Raw genomic sequence first — 24091 nt, forward strand, 5'->3', positions numbered from 1 at the left:
ATTCAGTGAGCAGACGCGGATATGTCTATAAGGCTACAGAAATAGTATGTGTCAATAGTGACAATTATGGAAACCGACAACGCTGACAGTGTCGACGAGCGCACCACACCCGACCTGACGAAGATACGGTTCGACGAATTGGAGACGGTCGAGATGACCCAGGCCGACTCCGAGACGGAGTTCGGTGTCAGTATCCCGTTCGCACCGGAGTTCCCGGCGACGACCGGACTCGAACTGTCCGGTGGCCACACCGTCGTCTACACCGAGATACCGCCGGGAAAGGAGCTGGGCACCCACACCGACAGCCCCGAGGAACTCCTCGTCTGCCTCGAGGGCGACGGGGTCGAGATATGGGCCGGTGACGGCGGCGGCGAACTCGCTGCCGGAGAGATGGCAGTGTTTCCGGCGATGGAACCGCACGGCCTCCGCAACACTGGGTCGGAGACGGCACGGTTCGTAGCGTTCTTCTCTGACAGCACCACCGTCCACGAGTTCGAGGCACCGCTGGACCCGCTCGGCGACAGCATCGTCCGCACCTGACCTGACCGGCGCCGTCTACCGCCCTACTGGACACCGTAGGTGGCTCTGAGATAGTCGATGATTTCGTCGACGATTCCTGGTCTGTACGTCCAGAACCCGTAAAACCGGCCTGGTTCGCGCTCTTCGGCCAGGAGCCCGCATTTCGACTGGTCGGCGCCACCGCCGTCGAACAGCAGGAACCAGAACCGTCCAATCTCCTCGCCCCCGCCCGATACCACGTCGATAGACCCGTCCAGCCGCCCATCGAACTCGTCTTCGATGAACAGCTGCAGCCCGACGGCGCTCCGACGAGCGAACCGATTGTAGACGGCCGCCTGTGCGTCGACTGCGGTCGCGTTCTGGAAGCCGACGTACAGCACTCCCGTGTCGACCCGCCACGCGCGCTCCTCGATTTCGCGTGAGACCGCCAGCATCTGCCGGCGGCTGAACGAGGTAAACAGCGTGCTATCGAGGAAGTCGAACAGGTCGGCGAGGTCCGCCTCCGTTCCGGAGCGCTCCCAGGGCGGATGGATGTCGGGCGCGATGAGCGTCCGGAACTGCTCGACCCCCAGCGCGCCCTGTGGGTCTCCCTCGGCGTTCCGAACGACCATAAACTCCGTGTCGGCACCCACCGCGTACTCGTTCTGGATAACCTGTACGTTCCGCGTCGAGAACTGTGCCGCCAACTCAGCGACCGTCGCCGCCTTATCCGTGTACACGTCGAGCGTCTTGCGTCGACTCTCTATGGCCTCGAGCTGGTCGCTGAGTGCCTCCATCCCGGTCTCAGTTCACTCGTCGATGCCCATCGCTGTGAAGGCGTCCTCCGGAACGTCCGCTCGGGCGACGGTCTGTTCGTCGGGGTCGAAATCGACGTAGTCCCGTTCGTCGAGCTCCGGCAGGACGGTGTTACGAAGCGAGAAGCAGACAGGCTCCCGGTTCGCGGGTGTCGCGACACTGTCGGACTCGGCCACTTCCGCCCCGAAGACGACGTCTACCAGTTCCTCCACCCTGGCGGTCGGGTGCTCGTGCAGGTAGCGGAGTACGTAGCGGTTGTACGGCTCTGAGAGCACCTCGGCGACCGCCGGCGATACCGATTCGTTTCCCTGCCCTACTGCAGCCTCGAGCTCCATCGTCGACCTGTCGTTTGTCATGATAGTACCTGCACTACCACACGTGAAATATGTATTCTTAGTTGACTGGTTGGGGCGGGGTCCGAATAAAAAATGTAGCCCGAACTGCCCGGCTGTGTGGACTACGCTGCCAGTGGGAGATCGACGACGAACACGGCTCCTTCGGCGTCGTTTTCGTCGACCTGGGACTGACTGCCCGAGGGAGTCCAGTCCGCTCTGTCCTCGATACGAATCGTCCCGCCGTAGCTATCGACGAGCGTCTCGACCAGATAGAGCCCGATTCCCGTCCCGTCGCTTGCCAGACCCATCTCGCCTTTCCCGAATATCTCCGTTTTCCGGTCGTCGGAGACGCCCGGACCGTTGTCGGCTATCTGGATGCGGGCCATCTCGTCGCGTTCGGTCGCCGACACGACGACTTCGGCCACCTCTTTGTCGTTGTGCTGGACGGCGTTTTTCAGGAGGTTCCTGAACACCGACGGGAGCAGGTCATCGCCGGTGACGCGGACGTCTGGCACCGGCCCCGCGAGCGTGATGGACGCGTTCCGACTGGTTGCGCGGGCCTCCTCCATCTGGGCGTCGAGGACGGGTCGGAGCCAGAACGCCCCTTCGGCGTCGCTGTCGTGGAGCATCACCTCTGCGAGGTCTCGGGCGGACCGCGTCAGGCCGACGGCCGTCTCGACGTTGTGGAGTATCTTCTCGACCGATTCCCGGCCGCCCTCGTCGACGTGGTCGGCGAGCGCCTCCGCGTGCCCGGAGACGACCTGGAGGTTGTTGCGCAGGTCGTGACGGACCAACCGGTCCAGCAGTTCGAGGGTATCGCGCTGTCTCGTGAGTTCCTGCTCGCGTTCCTTGCGGTCGGTGACGTCCTGGATCGTCCCGCGGACGCGCTGGCAGGTGCCGTCTTCGAACTGCGGATCTGCGCGCGTGCGAACCCATTTTTCGGTGCCGTCGGCGGCGGTGATCCGGACCTCGATATCGTACGGCTCGCCGTACTCTAGGGCCCCTGAGACGGCGTCCCGAACCGTGTCGTGGTCCGCCGGATGGTAGAACCGCTGGATATCCGACTCGGGCTCGGGGTCGTGGTCCGGGCCGACGCCGTAGATATCGTACACCTGGTCCGTGAAGTACGTCTCCCCCGAGTGTGGGTCGTACTCCCACGCACCGACGTCGGCGATGTCCTGTGCCTTCTCGAAGAGGTCGTTCTGGCGCTCCAGTTCCGTCTCGCGCTCCTTTCGCACTGTCACGTCCTGCTGGAACCCGACGAAGTTAGTGACGGTGCCGTCCTCGTCCGTGACCGGTGCGATGGAGACGCGGTTCCAGAACTGCTCGCCGTCTTTCCGGTAGTTTCGGAGTTCGACGGTCACCGGCTCCGCCTCCGAGATTGCCGCACGTATCTTCCTGACCGGCTCCGCGTCAGTGTCCTCGCCCTGCAGGAACCGGCAGTTCCGTCCGACCACCGCCGATTCGTCGTATCCTGTCATCTGCGTGTAACTGGAGTTGACATCGATGAGCGGGTTGTCCTTCTGTGTGGGGTCGGTGATGGTGATTCCGACCGGTGCCGCGTCGATGGCCTGGGTCTTGCGTTCCAGTTCCCGTCGGCGCTGCTTGCGCTCTGCGATATCTCGCGCGGTACCCGCGAACCCGACGATGTCGCCGCCCCGACCGCGTAACGGGGACCCGGAGAACTCGTACGGAATCGAGTCCCCATCGGCCGTCAGGAGGTGCCCCTCGGTTCGGATTCGCTCGCCGTCCTCTACGATGTCGGTCACGCGCTCGGTGATCCGGGCTCGATCGGCCTCGCGGACGAACTCCCACATCTTCATCGACTCGATTTCCTCGGCCGCGTAGCCGCTCACTTCCGGTACCCGTTCGTTGTAGTCGACGACCGTGCCGTCCCTATCGCAGACGTAGAAGATGTCCTGAACCGCATCGAGCAGCCCCGCCGTGAGAGCAGTGCCTTCGCCCTCGGCGAAACAACTCAGGTCTTCACCAATCGTCATCTACGGTGATTGACGGCTACCGGTTTATAAGGGCTGTTGAGGGATTATCACTGCTGATACCGGATGCGAGAATCGGACGGGTCCGGAAGCCGATGCTGTCGGAGTGTTATTCGTCCAGTTCTTCGCGAAGCAGTCCGTTGGCCTGCACCTTTTTCATCGTCCTCAGAAATCGAAGATTTCTGATGGGCTGCACGAGAGCTTCGCTCTCGTGAACGTCGCCCTTCCTCGCGAGCCTTCGGCTCGCTGCGGGGAGAGCGTGGCGGCTACGCCGCCACGTCGTTCGGTTGCGGGCTGACAGCCCGCAACCGGCTCTCTGCTCACGGGCGCATCGCGCCCGTTCGCAGGTTAGCGAGGGAGCAAAGCTCCCTCGGACCGTGCGAGCGGGTCATGGACCCGCGCGCAGACAGCGGGACCGCCGGTCCCGCTCGACTCGAAAAACGTGCGCGAAAAAGGCTCGCCCTCGTGATCCGAGAGAGCAAAGCTCTCTCGTCATCTGCTCACGGGCGGCGAAGCCGCCCGTTCGCAGGCTCGTGGGACTCGCCGAGTCCCACGCTCATCACGAAAGGCGCGAAGCGCCTTTCGGACGACTCCGCTCGGGCGAGTACAGTACCCTACTCGTCCAGTTCCTCGCGCAGCAGTCCGTTGACCTCGCCGGGGTCCGCTGAGCCGCCGGTCTTCTGCATCACCTGCCCGACCAGGAAGTTCAGGGCGTTGTCCTCGCCGTCGTAGTAGTCGGAGACGGTGTCGGGGTTCTCCGCGATGGCTTCCTCGACGGCGCCCTGGACCGCGTCGCCGGAAGTCTTGCCCAGCCCCTCGCGGTCGACAATAGTGTCGGGGTCCTCGCCCTCGTCGAGCATCTCCCTGAGGACGGTCTCGTGGGCGTTCTTGGCCGTAATCTCGTCCTCGTCGACGAGTTCCACGAGCCGGGTCACCTCCTCGAAGCGGTCGTCGATATCGGTGATAGACATATCGCGGTAGTTCAGCTCGCCCAGCAGATTGTCGGCGACCCAGGTCGCGGCGAGGTCGGCGTCGAACGCTTCAGCGACGCTCTCGAAGAAGTCGGCGACCTGTTTGGTGCTGGTGAGTTTCGAGGCGGCCTCGTCGCTCAGCCCGTACTCGGCGACGAACCGCTCGCGGCGGGCGTCCGGGAGCTCCGGAATCGCGATTTCGTCTTTCCAGCCCGACACCTGCAACGGCGGGATGTCGGCCTCGCGGAAGTACCGATAGTCCTTCTCCTCCTCCTTCGAGCGCATCGAGACGGTGTTGCCGTGAGTCTCGTTGAAGTGGCGGGTCTCCTGTTCGACCGCGCGGCCCGACTGGACGAGCTTGCGCTGGCGGGACTCCTCGAAGGCCAGGGCCTTCTCGGCGCCCTTGTGACTGGAGATGTTCTTGACCTCCGTGCGGTTCGCTTCTTCGAGCACCTCGTCGTCGATGTGCCCGTCCTCGCCCACCGCCTCGGCGTCGACCATCGAGAGGTTCGCGTCGATGCGGAGGCTCCCGTCGCGAGTCGCGTCGAAGACGCCCAGATACTCCAGTACCTCCTCCAGCTTCTCGAGGAAGGCCCGAACCTCACCGGGCGCGCGGAAGTCCGGCTCCGTGACGATCTCCATCAGCGGCGTCCCGGCGCGGTTGTAGTCGACGAGCGTGTAGTCGGCCCGCTCGATGCTGGTGGTGCGAGATTCGAGCGGTCCGCTGCCGTCCCGGACGTGCTTGATGGAGCCGGGGTCTTCCTCCAGGTGGGCCCGGCGGATGTCGACCGCACGGCGGTCACCCTCTACAGCAAACTCCAGCTCGCCGTCCGCACAGATGGGCGCGTCGTACTGCGTTATCTGGAAGTTCTTGGGCAGGTCGGGGTAGTAGTAGTTCTTCCGGTGGAAGGTGGTCTCCTCGGGGATGTCGGCGTCGATGGCCTTGCCGACCTTGACGGCGGCCTCGACCGCTCCCTCGTTGACGACCGGCAGCGCCCCTGGCAGCCCCAGACAGACCGGACAGGTGTTGGTGTTTGGCTCCTCGCTGGGCTCGGTCGAACAGCCACAGAATATCTTCGTCTCCGTCTCCAGCTGGACGTGGACCTCCAGCCCGATGACGGCCGCGAGTTCGCGGGACTCGGCGGCTTGTGCAGTCATTACCCGTGGTTCGGGGCCCCCCGGCTAAAGCGTAACGACCCCTAGCTGTGGTGTTTGAATGAGTGGCTGGGATTCTTATCAGCCAGAAAGCCTTGCTAGCTGGTGGGGTCGACAGCGTTGCTGACAGCCAGAAAGTCCCTGGAGACGCTGCGCGTCTCCTGACCCTCGCGGAGCCGTCGGCTCCGCTCAGTCCCACCCGTAGCCGGTTGGTCAAACAGCTCTGGGCGGGACTGAAAGGGGCCGCGCTCTCGACGAAGCACGGCGAAGTAAGCACCGCAGCCAACCGTAGGGAGGCGAGGAGCACAGCGAGCCGCGCGAGAGCACGATAGACGAGCGCAGCGAGTCTATCGGCGGTCGAGAGCGCGGGGGCTTTCTGGCTGTTGGCAGTACAGTTGCCAGGGTAAGCTAGCGAGACGTTCCAGCCGTTGGTAGTCAAGTTCGGACGTTTCGCTCCAACCCCAGGTTTCCACTCCAGATAGCGACAGTATCCGACCACCGAAGCAACGGCCGCGTCTCGCCCGCACATCAGCCAGCGCACGCGAACACGCTATCTATCGGAATCCGTACTGTTGTCTGACGCACGTTTATGTGGCCGGAACGTCACTGTGTGGCATATGTGTGGCAACCGCGTCGAGGAACTGGAAACGCGCGTTCAGGAACTGGAAGCCTCCGTCGAGGGTCTGACCGACGAGCTCGTCGAGTGCAAGGTCCGCATCCGCGAGCTGGAAAACACCGTCGACGAGCAGAACGGGTTCAGCCGGGCGCCGCCCGAACAGGCGGGCGAGCGACCGAGCGAACAGCAGGCCGACGAGTCCGACGCAACGTCGGAAACCGAGAGCGAGGAAACGGAGGAGACCTCGACCGAGAGCGAGATTCTGGTTCCCGAGGCCGGGAGCTCCGAGACCGCGACGGCCGAGGCCGGTACATCTAACACTGAGGCTCCCGAGGAGACTGACAACACCGCCGACCCCGAGGCCGAATCGGAGGCCGACGACGACTCCGGCTCCGACATCATCGTGGCCTAGACGGGCGGCCCCCACACCGTATGCACATCAAAGAGCTCGTCCTCGACAACTTCAAGAGCTTCGGGCGGAAGACCCGAATCCCGTTCTACGAGGACTTTACTACTATTTCGGGCCCGAACGGCTCGGGCAAGTCCAACATCATCGACGCCGTCCTCTTCGCGCTCGGCCTCGCCCGGACCTCCGGCATCCGCGCCGAGAAGCTGACGGACCTCATCTACAATCCGGGCCACGCCGACGAGGACGTCGAGTACAGCGGCGAGCGCGAGGCCAGCGTTGAGGTCATCCTCGCAAACGAGGACCGGACCGTCGACCGAGCCCAGGTGGTCAACGCCGCCGGCACCGAGGACGTCGGCGACGTCGACGAGATATCCATCAAGCGCCGTGTCAAGGAGACCGAGGACAACTACTACTCGTACTACTACATCAACGGCCGCTCGGTCAACCTCTCGGACATCCAGGACCTGCTCGCCCAGGCCGGTGTCACGCCGGAGGGGTACAACGTGGTCATGCAGGGCGACGTCACCGAGATAATCAACATGACCGCCGGGAGCCGGCGTGAGATTATCGACGAGATCGCCGGCGTCGCGCAGTTCGACGCGAAGAAGGAAGACGCCTTCGAGGAACTGGAGGTCGTCCAGGAGCGCATCGACGAGGCCGAACTGCGCATCGAGGAGAAGCAAGAACGCCTCGACCAGCTCGAAGACGAGCGCGAGACCGCGCTCCAGTACCAGGAGCTGCGCGACGAGAAAGAGGAGTTCGAGGGGTATCGCAAGGCCGCCGAACTGGAGGACAAGCGGGCGGAACTCGCCGACACCGAGGCGGCCATCGAGGAACTCGAGAGCGAACTCGCCGAGCTCCAGGAGGAACTCGACAGCCGGCAAGGGAAGGTCGTCCGGCTGGAGGACGAGCTCCACGAGCTCAACAACGAAATCGAGCGCAAGGGCGAGGACGAACAGCTCGCCATCAAGCGGGACATCGAAGAGATAAAAGGCGACATCTCCAGACTGGAGGACAAGATAGCGAACGCCGAGGAGGCCGTCGAGGCCGCCGAGAACGAACGCCGCCAGGCGTTCGTCCAGATAGACCGCAAGCAGGAGACCATCGACGAACTGGAGAGCGACATCCGCGAGACGAAAGTCGAGAAGTCAAACGTCAAAGCGGATATCACGAGCACGGAAAGTGAGCTCGCCGACGTTCAGGGTCGCATCGACGACATCGGCGAGGAGTTCGAGGAGATAAAGGACGAACTCGAGGCCAAACGCGACGAGCTCGAACAGCGGAAGACCGAGCGCAACGACCTCCAGCGAGAGCAGGACCGCCTGTTAGACGAGGCCCGACGGCGCTCCAACGAGGAAGACGAGAAACGCGAGGCTATCGAGGAGGCAGAGGCCGAGATTCCCGACCTCGAGGCCGACATCGAGGACCTCGAATCCGAACTGGAGAAAGCCAGAAAGAACAAGCAGACCATCGGCGAGGTCGTCGACGACCTGCGCGACGAGAAGCGGGAACTCCAGTCCGACCTCGACGCGCTGGAAGACAAAATAAGCGCCAAACAACAGGAGTACGCCGAACTCGAGGCGAAGGCAGGCCAGGACGGCGACTCCTCCTATGGCCGTGCGGTCACCGCAATCCTGAACGCGGGCCGCGAGGGGGTCCACGGTACCGTCGGGCAACTGGGCGGGGTCGACGCCGAGTACGCCACCGCCTGCGAGACCGCCGCCGGCGGCCGACTCGCCCACGTCGTCGTGGACGACGACGGCGTCGGTCAGTCCTGTATCGAGTACCTCAAATCCCGCAACGCGGGGCGGGCGACCTTCCTCCCGATTACGCAGATGCAGAACCGCTCGCTGCCGTCGCTGCCGAGCGAGGAGGGCGTCATCGATTTCGCCTACAACCTGGTCGACTTCGACCGGGAGTACGCGGGCGTCTTCTCGTACGTGCTGGGCGATACGGTCATCGTCGACACGATGGAGACCGCCCGCGACCTGATGGGCGACTACCGGATGGTCACCCTGGAGGGCGACCTCGTCGAGAAGAGCGGCGCGATGACCGGTGGCTCCTCGTCGGGGACTCGATACTCTTTCTCCGGCGGCGCCGGCCAGCTCGAACGGGTCGCGACGCGTATCCAGGAACTGGAGGACGAGCGCGCGGACGTACGCGAGGACCTCCGGGACGTGGAGGAGCGCTTAGACGACGCCCGCGACCGCGAGTCCGACGCGACCGAGCAGCTCCGGGACATCGAGACGAGCATCGAGCGCAAGCAGGCCGAACTCGAACAGGCCAGCGAACGCATCGACGACCTCGAAGCGGCAATCGAGGAGATCGCCAGCGAGCGCGAGGACGTGGCCGACGAGATGGACGAACTGGAGGCCGACATCGAGGCGGCCAACGAGACTATCGCCGCAATCGAGGGCGATATCGAGGAGCTGGAAAGCGAGGTCGCCGACTCCGAGCTGCCGGACCTGACCGACGAACGCGAGGCAATACGCGAGGAGATAGACGCGCTCGAAGACCGGGAGGACGACCTCGACGCGAAGCTCAACGAGTTGCAACTCGAAAAGCAGTACGCCGAGGACGCCATCGAGGAGCTCCACGACGACATCGAGGCCGCGCAGAATCGCAAGGCGGAGAAGGAGGAGACCATCGCGGACCTGGAAGAGGAGGTCGCCGAGAAACGCGAACTGAAAAGCGAGAAAGAACAGGAGGTCGAGGAGCTGGAAAGCGAACTCGCCGAGCTCAAGGGCGAGCGTGAGGACCTTCGTGGTGACCTCCAGGACGCGAAGGAGGCCCGCGACGAGCAGCAGGCGAAAGTCACCGACGTCGAACGCGACCTCGAGGACGAGCGCGACGACCGCGAGCGTCTGGAGTGGGAGATAGACGAACTCGAGGCGCAGGTCGGCGACTACGACCCCGAGGACGTCCCCGACCACGAGACCGTCGAGTCCGAGATAGAGCGCCTGACCGCCGAGATGGAAGCGCTCGAACCGGTCAACATGCGCGCCATCGAGGAGTACGACCGGGTGGCCGACGACCTCGAAGAGCTGGAGGAGCAGATGGCGACGCTCGTCGAGGAGGCCGACGGGATACGGGAGCGCATCGACAGCTACGAACAGAAGAAGAAGGCGACGTTCATGGAGTCGTTCGACGAGATAAACGAGCAGTTCCAGGACATCTTCGAGCGCCTCTCGAACGGTACTGGCCACCTCCACCTGGAAGACGAGGCGGACCCCTTCGAGGGCGGGCTGACGATGAAGGCCCAGCCCGGCGACAAGCCCATCCAGCGACTCGCGGCGATGTCCGGCGGCGAGAAGTCGCTCACTGCGCTGGCCTTTATCTTCGCCATCCAGCGGCACAACCCGGCGCCGTTCTACGCGTTAGACGAGGTCGACGCCTTCCTCGACGCGAAAAACGCCGACCTCGTGGGCGAGCTCGTCGACGAACTCGCCGGCGACGCCCAGTTCGTGGTCGTCTCGCATCGCTCGGCGCTGCTGGAACGCTCCGAGCGGGCCATCGGCGTTATGATGCAGGGCGACAACGTCTCGGCCGTGACCGGTATCGACCTCTCGGAGGAGGGCCCCGACGAGGAGGAAGTAGTCGCAGACGACTGACCACTCATGACAGACGACATCCCGCTCGATATCACCGGACACGAGGACCGCGAACGGCCCAGCGAACAGTCCGACGTGGACCTGCTGACCGGCGACGCGGGTGTCGACGACGGGGCCGAAGTGGAGCCGACGCCAGCGGCTGGCGCCGGCGAAGACGGCCCTGCTCAGGATAGTGGCGAAGACGACGACGCGCCCGAACCCGTCGAAGTGCTGGTCCAGCTCGCCGATGACGGCGAGATAGACCCGTGGGACATCGACGTCGTGACGGTGACCGACAAGTTCTTAGATGCCATCGACGGCACCGACCTGCGCACGTCGGGGCGGGCGCTGTTCTACGCCTCCGTGCTGGTCCGGATGAAAAGCGACGCAATGCTTGGCACCGACGAGCCCGAGGAAGAGCCCGTCGAGCCGTGGGAGCAGGCGATGTCCGGTGACGACCCTATCGACGAGCCCGACCCCTTCGCCGCCCTGGAGTCGGAGATGGACCGCCGACTGGAACGGCGCCGCGCTCGCGGGATGCCCCAGACCCTGGACGAACTCGTCCGGGACCTGCGGGAGGCCGAGCGGGACAACTGGTGGAAGGAGTCCCGGGAGTACGACACCAGCGGCTCGCCGAAGGGGTTCCAGCGGGGCACCCAGGAACTGGACTACCGCGGGGCCGACGACATGCGGCTGGACGACGAGCCCTCCGCCGCCGACGTGACCGGCACCGCCCACGGCGAGCAGATAGACGAGATAATCGAGGACGTCTACGCCGCCGTGCGCGAGCAGTACGACAAGGGCCGCGAGGAGGTGCTCTACCGCGAGGTCGAGTCGGCGGGTGGCTCCCGCGTCGAGACGTTCCTCGGCCTGCTCTTTCTGGCCCATCGAGGCCGGGTCGTCCTCCAGCAGGACGACCTCTTTGGCGACCTCTGGATTCAGGACCCCAGCGCCGCAACCGGGTCCGGGGAAGCCGTCGCGGACTAGTCGACTGTCTTTGCGCCTGTGGCCACAGCCCGGAACAGCCAGTCGTCACCTCTAGCCCAGCCACTGCTACTAGTTAGCAAACAGGTTCAAAACGCTCGCGGCCGTACGTGTCGGTGATGGGTCAGGAGTCGGGTCAGTCGCCGCCGGGTCCCGAGCGCCTCGCCGACGTCTTCAGCGTCCGTGAAATCGACCTCACAGAGGGGGATATCCGGTACTACGGCGAGCCGGTGACCGACGCCGCGCAGGTCATCCAGCAGGTCGGACCGACGTTCCGACAGCACGGCTACCGCGTCCGCCTGCGGACCGAGTCCGACGGGCACGTGCTGGTGGCGAGCGAGCGCTCGCTGGGTGTCGACGGCGTCCCGTGGCTCAACGTCGTCCTCGCGGCGGCGACGCTGCTCTCGACGCTGTACGCGGGGACGCGGTGGTACGGCCTCTCGGTGGTCGAAGAGCCCGCTGCCATCTGGCAGGCGTGGCCCTTCGCCGCCGCCGTCCTGGGTATCCTCGCGGTCCACGAGTTCGGCCACTACGCCCTCTCGCGGTATCACGAGGTCCAGGCCAGCCTGCCCTACTTCCTCCCGTTGCCGTTCAACGTCATCGGCACGCTGGGCGCCGTCATCAGGATGCAGGACAACATCCCCGACCGGCGGGCGCTGTTCGACATCGGCGTCGCCGGGCCGCTGGCGGGGCTGGTCGCGACGGTCGTCGTCACGGCCGTCGGCGTCACGCTGGACCCGATATACGTCGACGGCGGCCTCATCACCAGAATCGAGCTGGGGTATCCGCCGCTGATACAGGGTATCGCCGCTCTGGTCGGCGAGCCACTCAGCTACGACGACCCGAACCTGCTGCCCAACCCCGTGGTCATCGGCGGCTGGGTCGGCGCCTTCGTCACCTTCCTCAACCTCATCCCGGTCGGCCAGCTCGACGGTGCCCACATCAGCCGTTCGCTGGTCGGCGAGCGCATGGACGCGGTACAGTTTATCGTTCCCGTCCTCCTCTTTTGCCTGGCGGGGTACCTGTTCCTGTTCGAGGCCGGCCGGGGCGCCCCGCTGTGGGGGTTCTGGGGTATCATCGCGCTGGTGTTCAGCCGCGCTGGCACCGCCTCGCCGCTCGTGGAGACGCCACTGGGGCCCAGGCGACGGGCTCTCGGTATCCTGACGCTCGTACTCGGCGCGCTCTGTTTCGTGCCGGTGCCGATCGTCGTCTCGGTGTAGCACCTCTCGCTGCGTCGCCACCCGCTAGATGCCGTAGGGGTCGTACGCCGGCCGACTGTCCTCGGCGGGGTCGATGTCGTAGGCCCCGTAGAACTCGTCGCGAAGCGCCTCGCCCGCCGCGCTGAAGAACACGACGGCGCCGAAGGGCCGCGAGTAGCGGTCGGCGTCCGGCGGGTCCGGGTCGACGAAGAGCGCGTCGGTCACCGGCTCGCCGACCGACTGGAGGTCGCCCAGCCGCTCCTCCATGGGGATTAGCCCGGTGAGCACGCTGGGGACGAATGCACCGCCCGGCAGCGGCGCCCTCGGCTGGACCGCGACCTCGGCGACTGGCTCGCCCTCCCACTCCAGGACGGTCGTCGACGGTCGCTCCTGGCCCTCGGTCCACAGCTCCTCGGCGACGGCTGGCGGGTCGGCGTCGACGGCGAAGGCCATCCGCACCCGGTCGACACGCTCGACGGACTGGATAGACCACGCTTCGTCCGGGTCGTCGGGGTCGCCGGCCAGCGTCGCCTCGACGAGGTCGCCGGTCCGGAGCCCGTCGATCTCGGCCTGTCGGTCGCCGTAGCCCGACCGGTAGGCGGTGTAGAGCCGCGTCGCCTCGGTGTCGAAGAGGTTGATGTGTGGCACCGACTCGACGACGCGGTAGACCCGGAACCGACCCGCGTGTGTCTCCATACTCCGCCCGAGGGCCTCGGGCGTGATACGGATTGCTGTCGTCCCGGTATCGTCGTCCCCCGGTACCCAGCGACACCGCGGGTCGGGGGAAACAAAGAGATAGGTGGAGCCGTTATGCGACTGTATGAGCCAGAGCACGGGGATGCCGGAACCGGACATGGACGAACTACAGGCCGCCGTCGAACGGCTCCTCGACGAGACGGTCGACCGGGACGACTCGCTCGACGTCGCCGTCGAGGACCTCGAGGTGGACGTTCCGATATACTTCGGTGAGGAGTCCCCGCGAGCGAAGTGGCGCTTCAACGGCGACGTCACCGTCACGTTCGACGGGATTCGCGGGCCCCTCCGGGAGTGGTTCGACCTCCACGGCGAACAGCCCGGCTCTGATACCGAGTGAGGCGGCGCTGGTGAACAGGTCGCGAGTACGACCTAGCCGTCTCGGAAGAACCGCTATGTGCTCTTCTGTGGTATGTCTAGACATGACACCGACAAAGATTCGCGAACGACTGGCGGAGTCCGGCGACCGCGTCGACGTCGAGCAGTTCGTCGCCGCCCTGGAGTACGTCCGCGACGACGGGCGGTCTCGAACGAAAGAGCGCTAGGAGTGTGCTGCGATTCTGGGATGGTTACTTCCTTAGTGACTGCTGCGTAGAGCCAGAAAGCCCCCGACTGCTCGACTCCCGCGGCTCGCTGCGGTCCTCACTCCGTTGCGGTCCTTACGTCGCCGGGGTTCGTCGAGCAGTCGGCCCCTTTCAGTCCCGCCCATGCCGGCTGACCAATCGGCTACGGGTGGGACTGAGCGGAGCCGAACGGCTCCGCGAGGGTCAGGAGACGCGCAGCGTCTCCAGGGACTGAAAGGGGCGGCTGCGTGGCGGCTACGCCGCCACGTTTAACGAGGTCGGCGGAGCCGACCGCGCTTGCTACACGAAGGCGGGAGACGCAAGCACTGCAGCGAACATAGTGAGCGAAGCGCGCAACGAGCCCCCCGAGTGTAGCTGGCCGGGGCTATCTGGCTGTTGGCAGTGCTACTGACCCGGAGTACTGCCGGGGCTTTCTGGCTGTTCGAACTGTGCCAGTTGCTACTGATACGAGCCGCGACCATTCCTAGCGGGTAACTGTTATCCGGGGGCTGGCACAACAGGGGGCCATGGACACACGGGACGTGTTGCTCGTCGACGCCTTCGCCGCGGAGCCGATGACGGGGAACCCGGCCGGGGTCGTACTGGACGCGAGCGAGTTGACCGACGACCAGATGGCGGCAATCGCGGGGGAACTGGGCGCGAGCGCGACGGCCTTCGTCTGTGAGAGCGAGCGGGCCGACCGGCGGCTGCGCTTTTTCGCGCCCACTGGCGAAGTCGACCGGAGCGACCACGCGACTGTCGCCGCGTTCGCGACGCTGTTCGAACGGGGCGGCCTCGAGGCGGGCGAGTACGAGATGGAGACCATCGGGCGGACCCGGGCGGTTGAGGTCAAAGGGGACGGCACGGTGTGGCTCGAACAGGGCGAGGCCCGTTTCGAGGAGGTGCCCCTGGAACACGACGAGGTAGCGGATGCCCTCGGCATCGACGTGGCGACGTTACAGGACGTGGGCGCGGATATGCCCATGGCCGTCGCCGACACGAGCGAGCCGTGGCTGCTGGTCCCGGTCAACTACTTCGAGCACGTCAGCCGTATCGACCCAGACCTGCCGGCCATCCAGGACCTGTGCGAGCGGGTCGACGCGGTGGGGCTGTACGCCTTCACGTTCGACACTATCGGCGGCGAGGCGACGCTGCACGGCCGGGGTTTCGCACCCTCGCGTGGCGTCGGCGAGGACCCGGTCACCGGCACCGCCGCTGGCGGGTGTGCCGCCTACGTCCGCCGGGAGGGAGCGCTGGACAACACCATCGACCAGGTCGTCGTCGAGCAGGGCCACTTCCTCGACCGGCCCGGCACGGTCAGGGTCGACACCGACGGGCTGGAGGCGTGGGTCGGCGGGCGAGCGGTGACGACCATGGACGGGTCGATGACTGTTCCCGAAGCCACAGAAGACGACGACATCATCGAGATCTAGGCCTCCCCTACCGACCATAAGACCGCAACGAACTTAATGGACGTTCATGAAAGTTAGGACGAGTCCATGCACACACTGTGGCTCGCGGATATCGGTGCCGACGACCTGGCGCGGGTCGGCGGCAAGGCAGCGTCCCTGGGAGAACTGACCGGCGCGGGGCTGCCCGTCCCGTCGGCGTTCGTCGTGAGCGCCGGGACGTATCGGTCGTTTATCGAGGACACGGGCATCGAGACGGCGCTGTTCGAGGCCGTCGACATCGACAGCGACGACTCGGCAGCGCTCGCGGGAGCGGCCGAGCGCGCCCAGGAGCTGATTCTCGAAACGGCGGTGCCGGCCAACGTACGCGAGGACGTGCTCGCGGCGTACGACGAACTCGGTGACGGGGCCGTCGCGGTTCGGTCCTCGGCGACGGCCGAGGACCTCCCCGATGCATCCTTCGCCGGCCAGCAGGACACCTATCTGAACGTCGAGCGCGCGGACCTGCTCGACCGGGTCAAGGAGTGCTGGGCGTCGCTGTTCACCCAGCGGGCCATCTACTATCGCAACGAACAGGGCTTTGCCCACGACGCCGTCGACATCGCCGTCGTCGTCCAGGAGATGGTCGACGCCGAGAAATCGGGCGTGCTCTTTACCAGCCATCCCTCGACCGGGGCGCCGACGGCCATCGTCGAGGCCGCCTGGGGGCTGGGCGAGGCTGTCGTCTCCGGCACCGTCTCGCCGGACAACTACGTCCTCGACCGCGAGAGCGCCGAGGTGACGGACGTGACCGTCGCGGAGAAACGGGTCATGTGCGTCCGCGGCGAGGACGGCCGGACCGTCGAGCGGTCGGTCCCCGACGAGAAACGTGACGCGCAGGTGCTCGAGGAGTCCGAACTCCGTCGGCTCATCGAGCTGGGCGACCGCGTCGAGGCCCACTACGACTGCCCGCAGGACGTCGAGTGGGCCATGCGCGACGGGGAGCTGTACCTGCTGCAGTCCCGACCAATCACCACAATCGACGACGCCGAGCCCGCCGTCGGCACCGGCGCGTCGGCCGACGGCGGCGCCATGCAGAGCCCGCCCGACGAGGTGCGGCTCTCGGGTATCGGCTCCAGCCCCGGCAAGGTGTCGGGCACGGTCCGTATCGTCGACAAGCTGGACAACCTCGACAAGGTAGAGCAGGGCGACATCATCGTCACGGAGATGACCACGCCCGACATGGTGCCGGCGATGAAACGCGCCGCGGGTATCGTCACCGACCAGGGCGGGATGACGAGCCACGCCGCCATCGTCTCCCGCGAACTTGGCGTTCCTGCCGTGGTCGGCACCGACGACGCCACCGAGCGGCTCCGGGACGGCCAGACGGTCACGATCAACGGCGAGATGGGAACCGTCGAGGTCGGCGAGCCCGAGTCGGCGGCGAGCGACGACGCGGGGTCGGGCGACGGAGCCGCGCCGGTAGACGCCTCGGCGTCGGGTTCCACGGCCCCGCCGACGGAGCAAGGACACAGCCCGGTCAAGCCCATGACCGGCACCGAGGTGAAGGTCAACGTCTCCATCCCGGAGGCGGCCGAACGGGCCGCGGCGACCGGTGCCGACGGCGTCGGCCTGCTGCGCATCGAGCACATGATACTCTCGACGGACAAGACGCCCACGCGGTACGTCGAAGACCACGGCGAACGCGCCTACGTCGACGAGATCGTCGAGGGCGTCCGGGGTGTGGCCGAGGCGTTCTACCCCCGGCCGGTGCGGGTCCGCACCCTCGATGCGCCTTCCGACGAGTTTCGCCAGCTCCAGGGCGGCGAAGACGAGCCGGCCGAACACAACCCGATGCTGGGCTACCGTGGCATCCGGCGGTCGCTCGACCGGCCCGACGAGTTCGAACTCGAACTGCGCGCCTTCGCCCGGCTGTACGAACTGGGCTACGACAACGTCGAGCTAATGCTCCCGCTCGTCACCGACGCCGAGGACGTGCTTCGGGCGAAGTCCATGATGCAGGCGGCCGGTATCGACCCCGACAAGCGCGACTGGGGCGTGATGATCGAGACGCCCGCGAGCGCGCTCGGCATCGAGGAGCTGTGCGAGACGGGTATCGACTTCGCCTCCTTCGGGACGAACGACCTCACCCAGTACACGCTGGCCGTGGATCGCAACAACACTAACGTCGCCGACCGATTCTCGGAACTCCACCCCGCCGTGCTGGAGCTGATGGGGCAGGTCATCGGGACCTGCCGCGAGCACGACGTGGCGACGAGCATCTGCGGGCAGGCGGCCTCGAAACCCGAGATGGTGCAGTTCCTCGTCGACGAGGGTGTCAGCTCCATCTCCGCGAACATCGACGCCGTCCGGGACGTCCAGCACGAGGTCAAGCGGGTCGAACAGCGGTTGCTGCTGGAGTCGGTCCGCTGACCGCCGGCGGCGAACGTCCCGAGATTCGCTGTGTGAGGTGCCCCCACCAGTTTGGGGGATACCTTCATTATCGATGCAACGAGAGTATTCCCCGATGGTAGGGACTGGGGACATCGCCCCGGATTTCACGCTTCGGGGGACTGACGGGCAGATGCTCACCCAGTATACGCTCTCGGAGTACACCGACGAGGGGTTCGTCATCCTATCCTTCTACATGAACGATTTCTCGCCCGTCTGCTCGGACCAGATGTGTGACCTGGACGATATCGAGCTGTTCCAGTTCGAAGAAGACGTCACGATGTTCGGTATCTCCCCGGACTACGTCTACTCCCACCGGGAGTACAGCCGCCAGAAGGGCATCACCTTCCCGCTGCTGTCGGATACCCAGTTCGAGGTCTCGAAGGAGTACGGCGTCTACGACCCCGAGTTAGAGTCGGGCGTCCGGCGGGCGCTCTTCTTGCTGGACAGCGAGCGCCGGGTACAGTTCCGCTGGGTCGCCGAGGACAACTGGGAAGCCTGGGACCACGGGACGACCGAGGCGCTGAAAGAGGCCCTCGACGGGCTTCGGGCCTGACTAAGCGTCCGGGCCGACCCCGAACTCGCGGAACGGGCCGCCGGTGCTTAAGTTATCGAAGAGAGACTGTGGGGTATGAGCGACATCGACGACCTGGAGACGATAGACGAGGAGACGCCGTCGATGCCGGCGGAGGCGAGAGACCTCGTCGAGGCGATTCGGGACGACACCGCCGATACGCTACAGCTAGCGGTCCGGTACTCCGGTGAGGGGTACGATATCGTCTATCTCCGTGAGGATATAGACGAACAGTTCAGCGACCCCGAACTCGAAGAGCAGGTCGAGACGCTGATGCTCAAGGGCCACGGCGACCCGCCACAGGAGGGTGCGCTGTTCAACTTCGGGAGCCTGAACGCCACGATGCGGTTCTACGACGAGTCGCTCGTCGTCCACTTCCCGACCGGCGAGTGGACGGGGCTGGTGTTCGTCCTCGACCAGGAGGCCGAGTCGCTGCTGGACATCGTCGAATCACACATCCTCTAACCGAAGTACGTCCACGACGACGGGCCGAAGGCGTCGCCCTTGACGCGGAGCTTCCGCCCGGAGTCGTCGGTCTCGACCTCGACCAGGGCGTCGAAGACGCCCGACAGCGTCTCGACGGCGTCGGCGTTCCGACTGGTCGTATCGAGCGTGACGGCGCCGACCGCGCCGGCCGTGCTGATCCGGCTGTTGATGACGTGGCTGAACCGATAGACTGTCCCGAGGTCGGTGTACATCAGCAGGGTCGAAAGCGAGTGAAAGCCGATGCGGGGGTCGGTCGTCCCGGCGGCGTGCTGGCGCTGGAGGAAGCCGGTGAGCTTGATACCGATACCTGTCATGTCACGGGGGCTCGACACCCTGACGACGTCCGTGCCGGTCGGTTCGCCGAACACGCCGGAGGTTCCCACGCAGTCGACTATCGTCAGCGACCAGTCGTCGGCGTCGGCCACGACCGAGTCGAACCAGCTCCGGACCCGCGAGGCGGACTTCTTGGTCGTGACCAGACAGCCTACCGACTCTTTCGACCCCTGGACGATATCCAGCATCAGGTCCCGTTTCCCGGTCATCGCGGGACCGGCGACGAGCACGCTCGTTCCGGGGTCGATGTCTGCCGCGTCGAGCGGTATCTCGGCGTCGTCCGCGAGTGTGAGCCACTTCGACACATCGGCGGTTTCTGCGTATCGGTACTTATGCGTGGGGGTATGGTATCGGCTCCACGCTCGCTACGACGCCCTGTCACCGAACAACACAACGGCTAAACCGGTCGACCGCCACGTTGCTGACAGGAATGCTACAGCGGGCCGAGCCACAGGATTTCGAACGGGTACTCTCCTCGATGTGTACCGTCCCCCACCCGGTGGCCCGCCAGGCGGCCGAGCGATTTCTGGCGACGAACCCCGGCGACCCCGGTACCTACGAGACCGTCGCCGACCTCGAAGACGCGGCCGTCGACGCACTGGGCGAACTCACGGGGCTCGCCGACCCGGCAGGCTACGTCGCCTCCGGCGGGACGGAGGCCAACATCCAGGCCCTGCGCATCGCCCGCAACCGGGCCGACACCGACGACCCGAACGTCGTCGCGCCGGTCCACGCCCACTTTTCGTTTACCAAAGCGGCGGACGTGCTGGACCTCGAACTCCGGACCGCTCCGGCCACCGACTACCGCGCTAACACCGACGCCGTGGCCGAGCTGATAGACGAGGACACCGTCTGTGTCGTCGGCGTCGCCGGCTCGACGGAGTACGGCTTCGTCGACCCGATTCCCGCTATCGCCGACCTCGCTCACGACGCCGACGCGCTCTGTCACGTCGACGCCGCCTGGGGCGGCTTCTATCTGCCTTTCACCGACCACGACTGGCACTTCGGCCACGCCGCCGTCGACACGATGACTATCGACCCTCACAAGGTCGGCCAGGCCGCGGTGCCGGCCGGCGGCTTGCTCGCCCGGGACGAGTCGCTGCTGGACGAACTGGCCGTCGAGACCCCCTACCTCGAATCGACGAGCCAGCTCACGCTCACTGGCACGCGCTCGGGCGCCGGCGTCGCGAGCGCCGTCGCAGCGATGGACGAACTCTGGCCCGCGGGCTACCGTGAGCAGTACGACCGCTCGATGGCTAACGCGGAGTGGCTGGCCGACCAGCTACGGGCCCGGGGCCACGATGTCGTCGGGCCCGAGCTCCCGCTCGTGGCCGCCGACCTCTCGGTGCCGATGACCGACGAACTCCGCGAGCGGGGCTGGCGCGTCTCCAAGACCGGTGCCGGCGAGATGCGGGTGGTCTGTATGCCCCACGTGACCCGGTCGATGCTGCGGTCCTTTGTCGCAGATCTTGATTGGTACTAAACGGCGGCGCATTTCATTTCACGGCTCGGACACCACTAAACTACCATCTCAGTAGCGTTCCCGAGTGAAAATATCAAGCTTTAGGACCCACTGTTTGCTATCGGAGGGTGTGAGTTCGCCCCTCCCGTTTCCGTTGCCGGTCGCTTTCCTGAGCGACTGTGGAACCGCCAGCGGGTCGCTTGCTGTCCTCGAACAGGCCGTCTGTACCGCGACCGGCCCGACGGGGCTGGCTATCATCGCGGTCTACTCCTTTCTCATCGCCTTTATACTGCCCCTGCCCAGCGAGGTCGTCCTCGTCCCGGCCGGCACGCTCCGGCTGGGGCTGTCGACGAACGGAAATATCGTCGCCATCATCCTCTTCAGCGCCTTCGGCAAGGCGCTGGGCAGTCTCTTCGCGTTCCACATCGGTCAGGAGGCAAAGGAGTACGGCCCGCTGGTCCAGCGTATCAAGGACTCCCGGTTCGATATCATCGAGTGGTCCGAGAAGAAGACGATCAAGATTGCGAAGAAGTACGGCTACGTCGGGCTCGCGCTGGCGCTGTGTGTCCCCTTTTTCCCCGACACGCTCTCCATCTACGCCTTTACCGTGCTGGAGGAGGACTACCTGCGCTTCGGTGCCGCGACCTTCTTCGGCAGCGCGGGCCGCCTGGTCGTGACGCTGGGGCTGGCCGGCGGGACGCTGGCGCTGCTGTAACGGGCCGGGCTGGCAACGTTTAATACGCAGTCGTCGCTCCGGATTGCTATGTATCGCTGTTTCGTCGGTGGGGTGTCGCCCTGAGATGCGTCGACGGACACTGCTTCGCGGGGGACTCGCCGCTATCGTCGTCGTCGCGTCGCTAACGCTGCTCGTGTCCTGGCAGCAGACGCCGCCCGACGCCGTCGCCGCGGCGGCGAACCAGACCGACACGCCGCTTTCCGAGCGCGACCAGGTCGTGCCGGCGCGACCGAACGCCACCGTGGTGACGACTGACCCGCCCGGCGGCAACAGCGGGACCGCCGCCATCGTGGCCTACACCGACGACGGCCGGACGCTGTATCACAACGACACGTACGGGAACTACTTCGACGTGGACCCGGACCCGCCCGGCTCCCGGTCCGTCCTCTACGTCGCCGGAACCCGCTACGACGACTGTCCCGACGGCCTCGCGGCGCTCGGGAACGGGAGCTTTGAGGACGGTTGTGCGAAGGTGGTCATCGAGCGCGCGAACCTCACGACCGGTGAGACAGAGCGACTCCACACGGCGGTGACCGAGTGGGACATCTGGCACGACGTGGACCGCCTGGACGAGGACCGACTGGTCGTCGCGGATATCGCCGACGACCGCGTGTTCACGCTGAACACGACGACCGGCGCCGTCGAGTGGGAGTGGCGCGCCGAGACGGACTTCGACCGAGAGGACAGCGGTGGCCAGCCGGGCGACTGGACCCACGTCAACGACGTGGAGATACTCGAGGACGGTCGCGTGATGGCGAGTCTGCGCAACCACGACAGGGTCGTCTTCATCGAGCCCGGCGAGGGCGTCCAGTCGAACTGGACGCTCGGTGCCGAGGACGCCTACGGTATCCTCTACGAGCAACATAACCCCGACTACATCCCCGCATCACAGGGCGGGCCGGCCGTGCTGGTCGCGGACTCGGAGAACAACCGGGTCGTCGAGTACCAGCGCGACGGCGACGGGTGGCGCCAGACGTGGACGTGGCGGGACGGTCAGCTGCGATGGCCACGGGACGCCGACCGCCTGCCCAACGGGCACACGCTGGTGACGGACTCACAGGGCGACCGGGTCCTCGAAGTCGACGCGGAGGGTGACGTCGTCTGGTCTATCTCCGTGCCGACCCCCTACGAGGCCGAACGGCTGGGGACGGGCGACGAGAGCACGAACGGCACGAGCAGGCAGGCGCTGGCCAACGAGACCGCCGGCGAGTCGGCACAGGCGGAGGAGACGACCGGGCTCGCCTGGGTCGTCGCCTTCGTCACCGGTCCCGCGGTCAACGGGCTGTTGTACGTCGCGCCCGGGTGGATGCGGTTTGGCGACTTGCTGGTGGCGCTGGGACTGGGCGTTACGGCCCTGGTCTGGGTCGGCGCCGAGCTGTACTGGCGCGGCGTTCACCGGCGGCTGGTCGCGGTCGTGCGCTGAAGTGGGTGGTCGCCCGACCGGGCGGCTCCCGTCGGTGGACGACGCGGCCGACCCCGGTGGCCCACTGGACCGTCACGCCGATTCGCTGTCGGTGCAGGTCGGCTCCGGGCTGAGTCTCGTCCCGACCGCCTTCAGTGCTGTCAGGACCGCATCGGCGTTCTCGTCGGGCACTACGATACCGCTGTGGTGGTCGAAGTCGACGACGTCGTGTTCGCGGAGTTTCGGAATGTGGCTGTGGAGCAGGGCGAGACGGATGCGGTCGCGGGTCGAAGTAGATATGTCCGCTCCATCCTCTGTCTCCCACGTGGCGATGGCACTCACGGCTTCGTCTACCCGGAGTTCCGAGCGACCACACAGCAGGCAGCAGAGATATCTGCGGCGCACGTGTGCGAGCGATTCGTAGACAAATTCCCGCTCCAGCACCGACCTTGGGAACTGGGGGCCGCCGTCGTGTACGTTCGACGTATTCTCGTCGCCCGGGCCACCATCATCCGGCTCCTTCGCCATAGATAAAGGGATATCCCACCGACATTTCAACGGGCGTGTTTACCTGTCAACCTCGCCGAACCCCCCGCCGCCTCCGATGAGGGTCTCGAAGACAGTGGCGTGGGCCTTTCGGAGGTGATCGTGGAACGCCTGTTTCGAGATTCCGAGGCGGTCGGCGAGTTCGGCGCCGGTGCGCCGCCGTGGGCGCTCGTAGTAGCCGCTGAAATAGGCGACCTGCAGGACCGTCAGTTGCCGCTCAGTGAGCCGCTCTTTGACCCGCTGTCGGAAATCGCTGACTGTCTCGACGGTGTATCCGTCGACCAGTTCGAGGCTGGGATACACAGACTGTACCGCCTCGACGATGGTGTCCGTATCCACGTCGACTGGTAACTCGGCGACAACCTCGAACCCGTCCGTGTCGTACGTGGCGCTCTTGGCAACCGCACCGAACTCTTCGAGCACGCCGAACAGCGACTCTGACGCCCCGTGTACCTCGAACCGGTGGGTGTCGTCGACCGTACTCAGAAGCTCCGCGTCGAGTTTCGTCGGTAACTGCTCGACGGTCTCGACGAGTCGCTGCGGGTCCCGATGGGTGGTGGTCCAGTATTCGAGGTGGGTCCCGTCGTCGAGCTGGACCACCGAGTCGATGTGGACGGTTACCCCTTCGGCCAGTACCTCGTGGAACAGCTCGCCGAGAGAGTCCGAGTGAAACCGTAGCCGCCGTCGAGGCGTCGCAGCGGTCATCCGTTCGTTTGGCTCGGTATCTGGTCCACCATCGTCTCTCATCAGGAGTGGTAGTCACCCAACTGGCATAACCGTAGTTGCTTGTGGCGAGTACTCCCACCGAACAGCGCTTGCCGGTCGGC

22 protein-coding genes are annotated in these 24091 nt (G+C 65.8%); 14 read left to right on the forward strand and 8 right to left on the reverse strand.

Features of this window, described 5'->3' with window-relative positions:
- Positions 1–66 precede the first annotated feature (66 nt).
- Positions 67–540: a cupin domain-containing protein gene (locus EGD98_RS01435; RefSeq protein WP_236039282.1), complete on the forward strand. Its 474-nt coding sequence runs from the start codon at positions 67–69 to the stop codon at positions 538–540.
- Positions 541–563: 23 nt separating this feature from the next.
- On the opposite strand, the gene EGD98_RS01440 is transcribed toward EGD98_RS01435, so the two are convergent.
- From EGD98_RS01440 to gatB, 4 genes are all read right to left on the reverse strand, one after another.
- A complete protein-coding gene (locus tag EGD98_RS01440; protein ID WP_220586566.1) occupies positions 564–1295 on the reverse strand; it encodes a DICT sensory domain-containing protein in 732 nt (243 codons plus the stop codon).
- A 12-nt stretch (positions 1296–1307) separates the two neighbouring features.
- Positions 1308–1670, reverse strand: coding sequence for a DUF7344 domain-containing protein (locus EGD98_RS01445; protein ID WP_220586567.1), 363 nt, complete (start codon positions 1668–1670; stop codon positions 1308–1310).
- 101 nt (positions 1671–1771) lie between these two features.
- Entirely contained in the window at positions 1772–3649 is a 1878-nt protein-coding gene (locus EGD98_RS01450) for a PAS domain S-box protein (RefSeq protein ID WP_220586568.1), read from the reverse strand.
- Between the two features lie 611 nt (positions 3650–4260).
- The gene (gatB, locus tag EGD98_RS01455) at positions 4261–5775 is read right to left on the reverse strand and encodes an Asp-tRNA(Asn)/Glu-tRNA(Gln) amidotransferase subunit GatB (protein ID WP_220586569.1); all 1515 of its coding nucleotides are present in this window, start codon (positions 5773–5775) and stop codon (positions 4261–4263) included.
- Positions 5776–6389: 614 nt separating this feature from the next.
- Here gatB and EGD98_RS01460 point away from each other — a divergent pair.
- The 4 genes from EGD98_RS01460 to EGD98_RS01475 all read left to right on the forward strand — a co-directional run bounded on the left by EGD98_RS01460 (position 6390) and on the right by EGD98_RS01475 (position 12591).
- Positions 6390–6800, forward strand: a complete 411-nt coding sequence (locus EGD98_RS01460; RefSeq protein ID WP_220586570.1) for a DUF7518 family protein — start codon at positions 6390–6392, stop codon at positions 6798–6800.
- Positions 6801–6820: 20 nt separating this feature from the next.
- Positions 6821–10408 (forward strand): chromosome segregation protein SMC, encoded by a 3588-nt coding sequence (gene smc, locus EGD98_RS01465; protein ID WP_220586571.1) that lies wholly within the window; start codon positions 6821–6823, stop codon positions 10406–10408.
- Positions 10409–10414: 6 nt separating this feature from the next.
- Positions 10415–11374, forward strand: a complete 960-nt coding sequence (locus EGD98_RS01470; RefSeq protein ID WP_220586572.1) for a segregation/condensation protein A — start codon at positions 10415–10417, stop codon at positions 11372–11374.
- Between the two features lie 116 nt (positions 11375–11490).
- Complete coding sequence (locus EGD98_RS01475; RefSeq protein WP_220586573.1) at positions 11491–12591, forward strand: site-2 protease family protein; 1101 nt, start codon at positions 11491–11493, stop codon at positions 12589–12591.
- 24 nt (positions 12592–12615) lie between these two features.
- Here EGD98_RS01475 and EGD98_RS01480 read toward each other — a convergent pair whose 3' ends face one another.
- A complete protein-coding gene (locus EGD98_RS01480; RefSeq protein WP_220586574.1) occupies positions 12616–13266 on the reverse strand; it encodes a hypothetical protein in 651 nt (216 codons plus the stop codon).
- 124 nt (positions 13267–13390) lie between these two features.
- Here EGD98_RS01480 and EGD98_RS01485 point away from each other — a divergent pair, with 124 nt between their 5' ends.
- The 6 genes from EGD98_RS01485 (at position 13391) to EGD98_RS01505 (ending at position 18764) form a co-directional block, all read left to right on the forward strand.
- Positions 13391–13663, forward strand: a complete 273-nt coding sequence (locus tag EGD98_RS01485) for a hypothetical protein (protein WP_220586575.1) — start codon at positions 13391–13393, stop codon at positions 13661–13663.
- A gap of 82 nt (positions 13664–13745) precedes the next feature.
- Entirely contained in the window at positions 13746–13868 is a 123-nt protein-coding gene (locus EGD98_RS20965; RefSeq protein ID WP_268899138.1) for a hypothetical protein, read from the forward strand.
- Positions 13869–14413: 545 nt separating this feature from the next.
- A complete protein-coding gene (locus tag EGD98_RS01490) occupies positions 14414–15319 on the forward strand; it encodes a PhzF family phenazine biosynthesis protein (RefSeq protein WP_220586576.1) in 906 nt (301 codons plus the stop codon).
- A 66-nt stretch (positions 15320–15385) separates the two neighbouring features.
- Complete coding sequence (gene ppsA / locus EGD98_RS01495; protein ID WP_220586577.1) at positions 15386–17707, forward strand: phosphoenolpyruvate synthase; 2322 nt, start codon at positions 15386–15388, stop codon at positions 17705–17707.
- Positions 17708–17801: 94 nt separating this feature from the next.
- On the forward strand, positions 17802–18281 hold the full coding sequence (locus EGD98_RS01500) for a redoxin domain-containing protein (protein ID WP_220586578.1): 480 nt from the start codon (positions 17802–17804) through the stop codon (positions 18279–18281).
- Between the two features lie 75 nt (positions 18282–18356).
- Positions 18357–18764 carry a DUF7522 family protein gene (locus EGD98_RS01505; protein ID WP_220586579.1) on the forward strand — a complete coding sequence of 136 codons (408 nt, stop codon included), beginning with the start codon at positions 18357–18359 and terminating at the stop codon, positions 18762–18764.
- On the opposite strand, the gene EGD98_RS01510 is transcribed toward EGD98_RS01505, so the two are convergent.
- Positions 18761–19423 (reverse strand): DUF7504 family protein, encoded by a 663-nt coding sequence (locus EGD98_RS01510; RefSeq protein ID WP_220586580.1) that lies wholly within the window; start codon positions 19421–19423, stop codon positions 18761–18763. The two genes, EGD98_RS01505 and EGD98_RS01510, sit on opposite strands and share 4 nt — an antisense overlap.
- A 125-nt stretch (positions 19424–19548) precedes the next feature.
- Between EGD98_RS01510 and mfnA the strand changes: the two genes are divergently transcribed.
- From mfnA to EGD98_RS01525, 3 genes are all read left to right on the forward strand, one after another.
- Positions 19549–20601 (forward strand): tyrosine decarboxylase MfnA, encoded by a 1053-nt coding sequence (gene mfnA / locus EGD98_RS01515; RefSeq protein ID WP_220586581.1) that lies wholly within the window; start codon positions 19549–19551, stop codon positions 20599–20601.
- A gap of 109 nt (positions 20602–20710) precedes the next feature.
- Positions 20711–21295: a YqaA family protein gene (locus EGD98_RS01520; RefSeq protein ID WP_220586582.1), complete on the forward strand. Its 585-nt coding sequence runs from the start codon at positions 20711–20713 to the stop codon at positions 21293–21295.
- Between the two features lie 85 nt (positions 21296–21380).
- Positions 21381–22739 (forward strand): arylsulfotransferase family protein, encoded by a 1359-nt coding sequence (locus tag EGD98_RS01525; RefSeq protein WP_220586583.1) that lies wholly within the window; start codon positions 21381–21383, stop codon positions 22737–22739.
- Between the two features lie 72 nt (positions 22740–22811).
- Here the strand turns inward: EGD98_RS01525 and EGD98_RS01530 are convergent, their stop codons facing one another.
- Both EGD98_RS01530 and EGD98_RS01535 read right to left on the reverse strand, forming a co-directional pair.
- On the reverse strand, positions 22812–23246 hold the full coding sequence (locus EGD98_RS01530; RefSeq protein WP_220586584.1) for a DUF7344 domain-containing protein: 435 nt from the start codon (positions 23244–23246) through the stop codon (positions 22812–22814).
- A 39-nt stretch (positions 23247–23285) separates the two neighbouring features.
- On the reverse strand, positions 23286–24011 hold the full coding sequence (locus EGD98_RS01535) for a helix-turn-helix domain-containing protein (protein WP_220586585.1): 726 nt from the start codon (positions 24009–24011) through the stop codon (positions 23286–23288).
- Between the last annotated feature and the right edge of the window lie 80 nt (positions 24012–24091).

This window comes from Haloarcula salinisoli, assembly GCF_019599405.1.
GTDB classification, from domain to species: domain Archaea; phylum Halobacteriota; class Halobacteria; order Halobacteriales; family Haloarculaceae; genus Haloarcula; species Haloarcula salinisoli.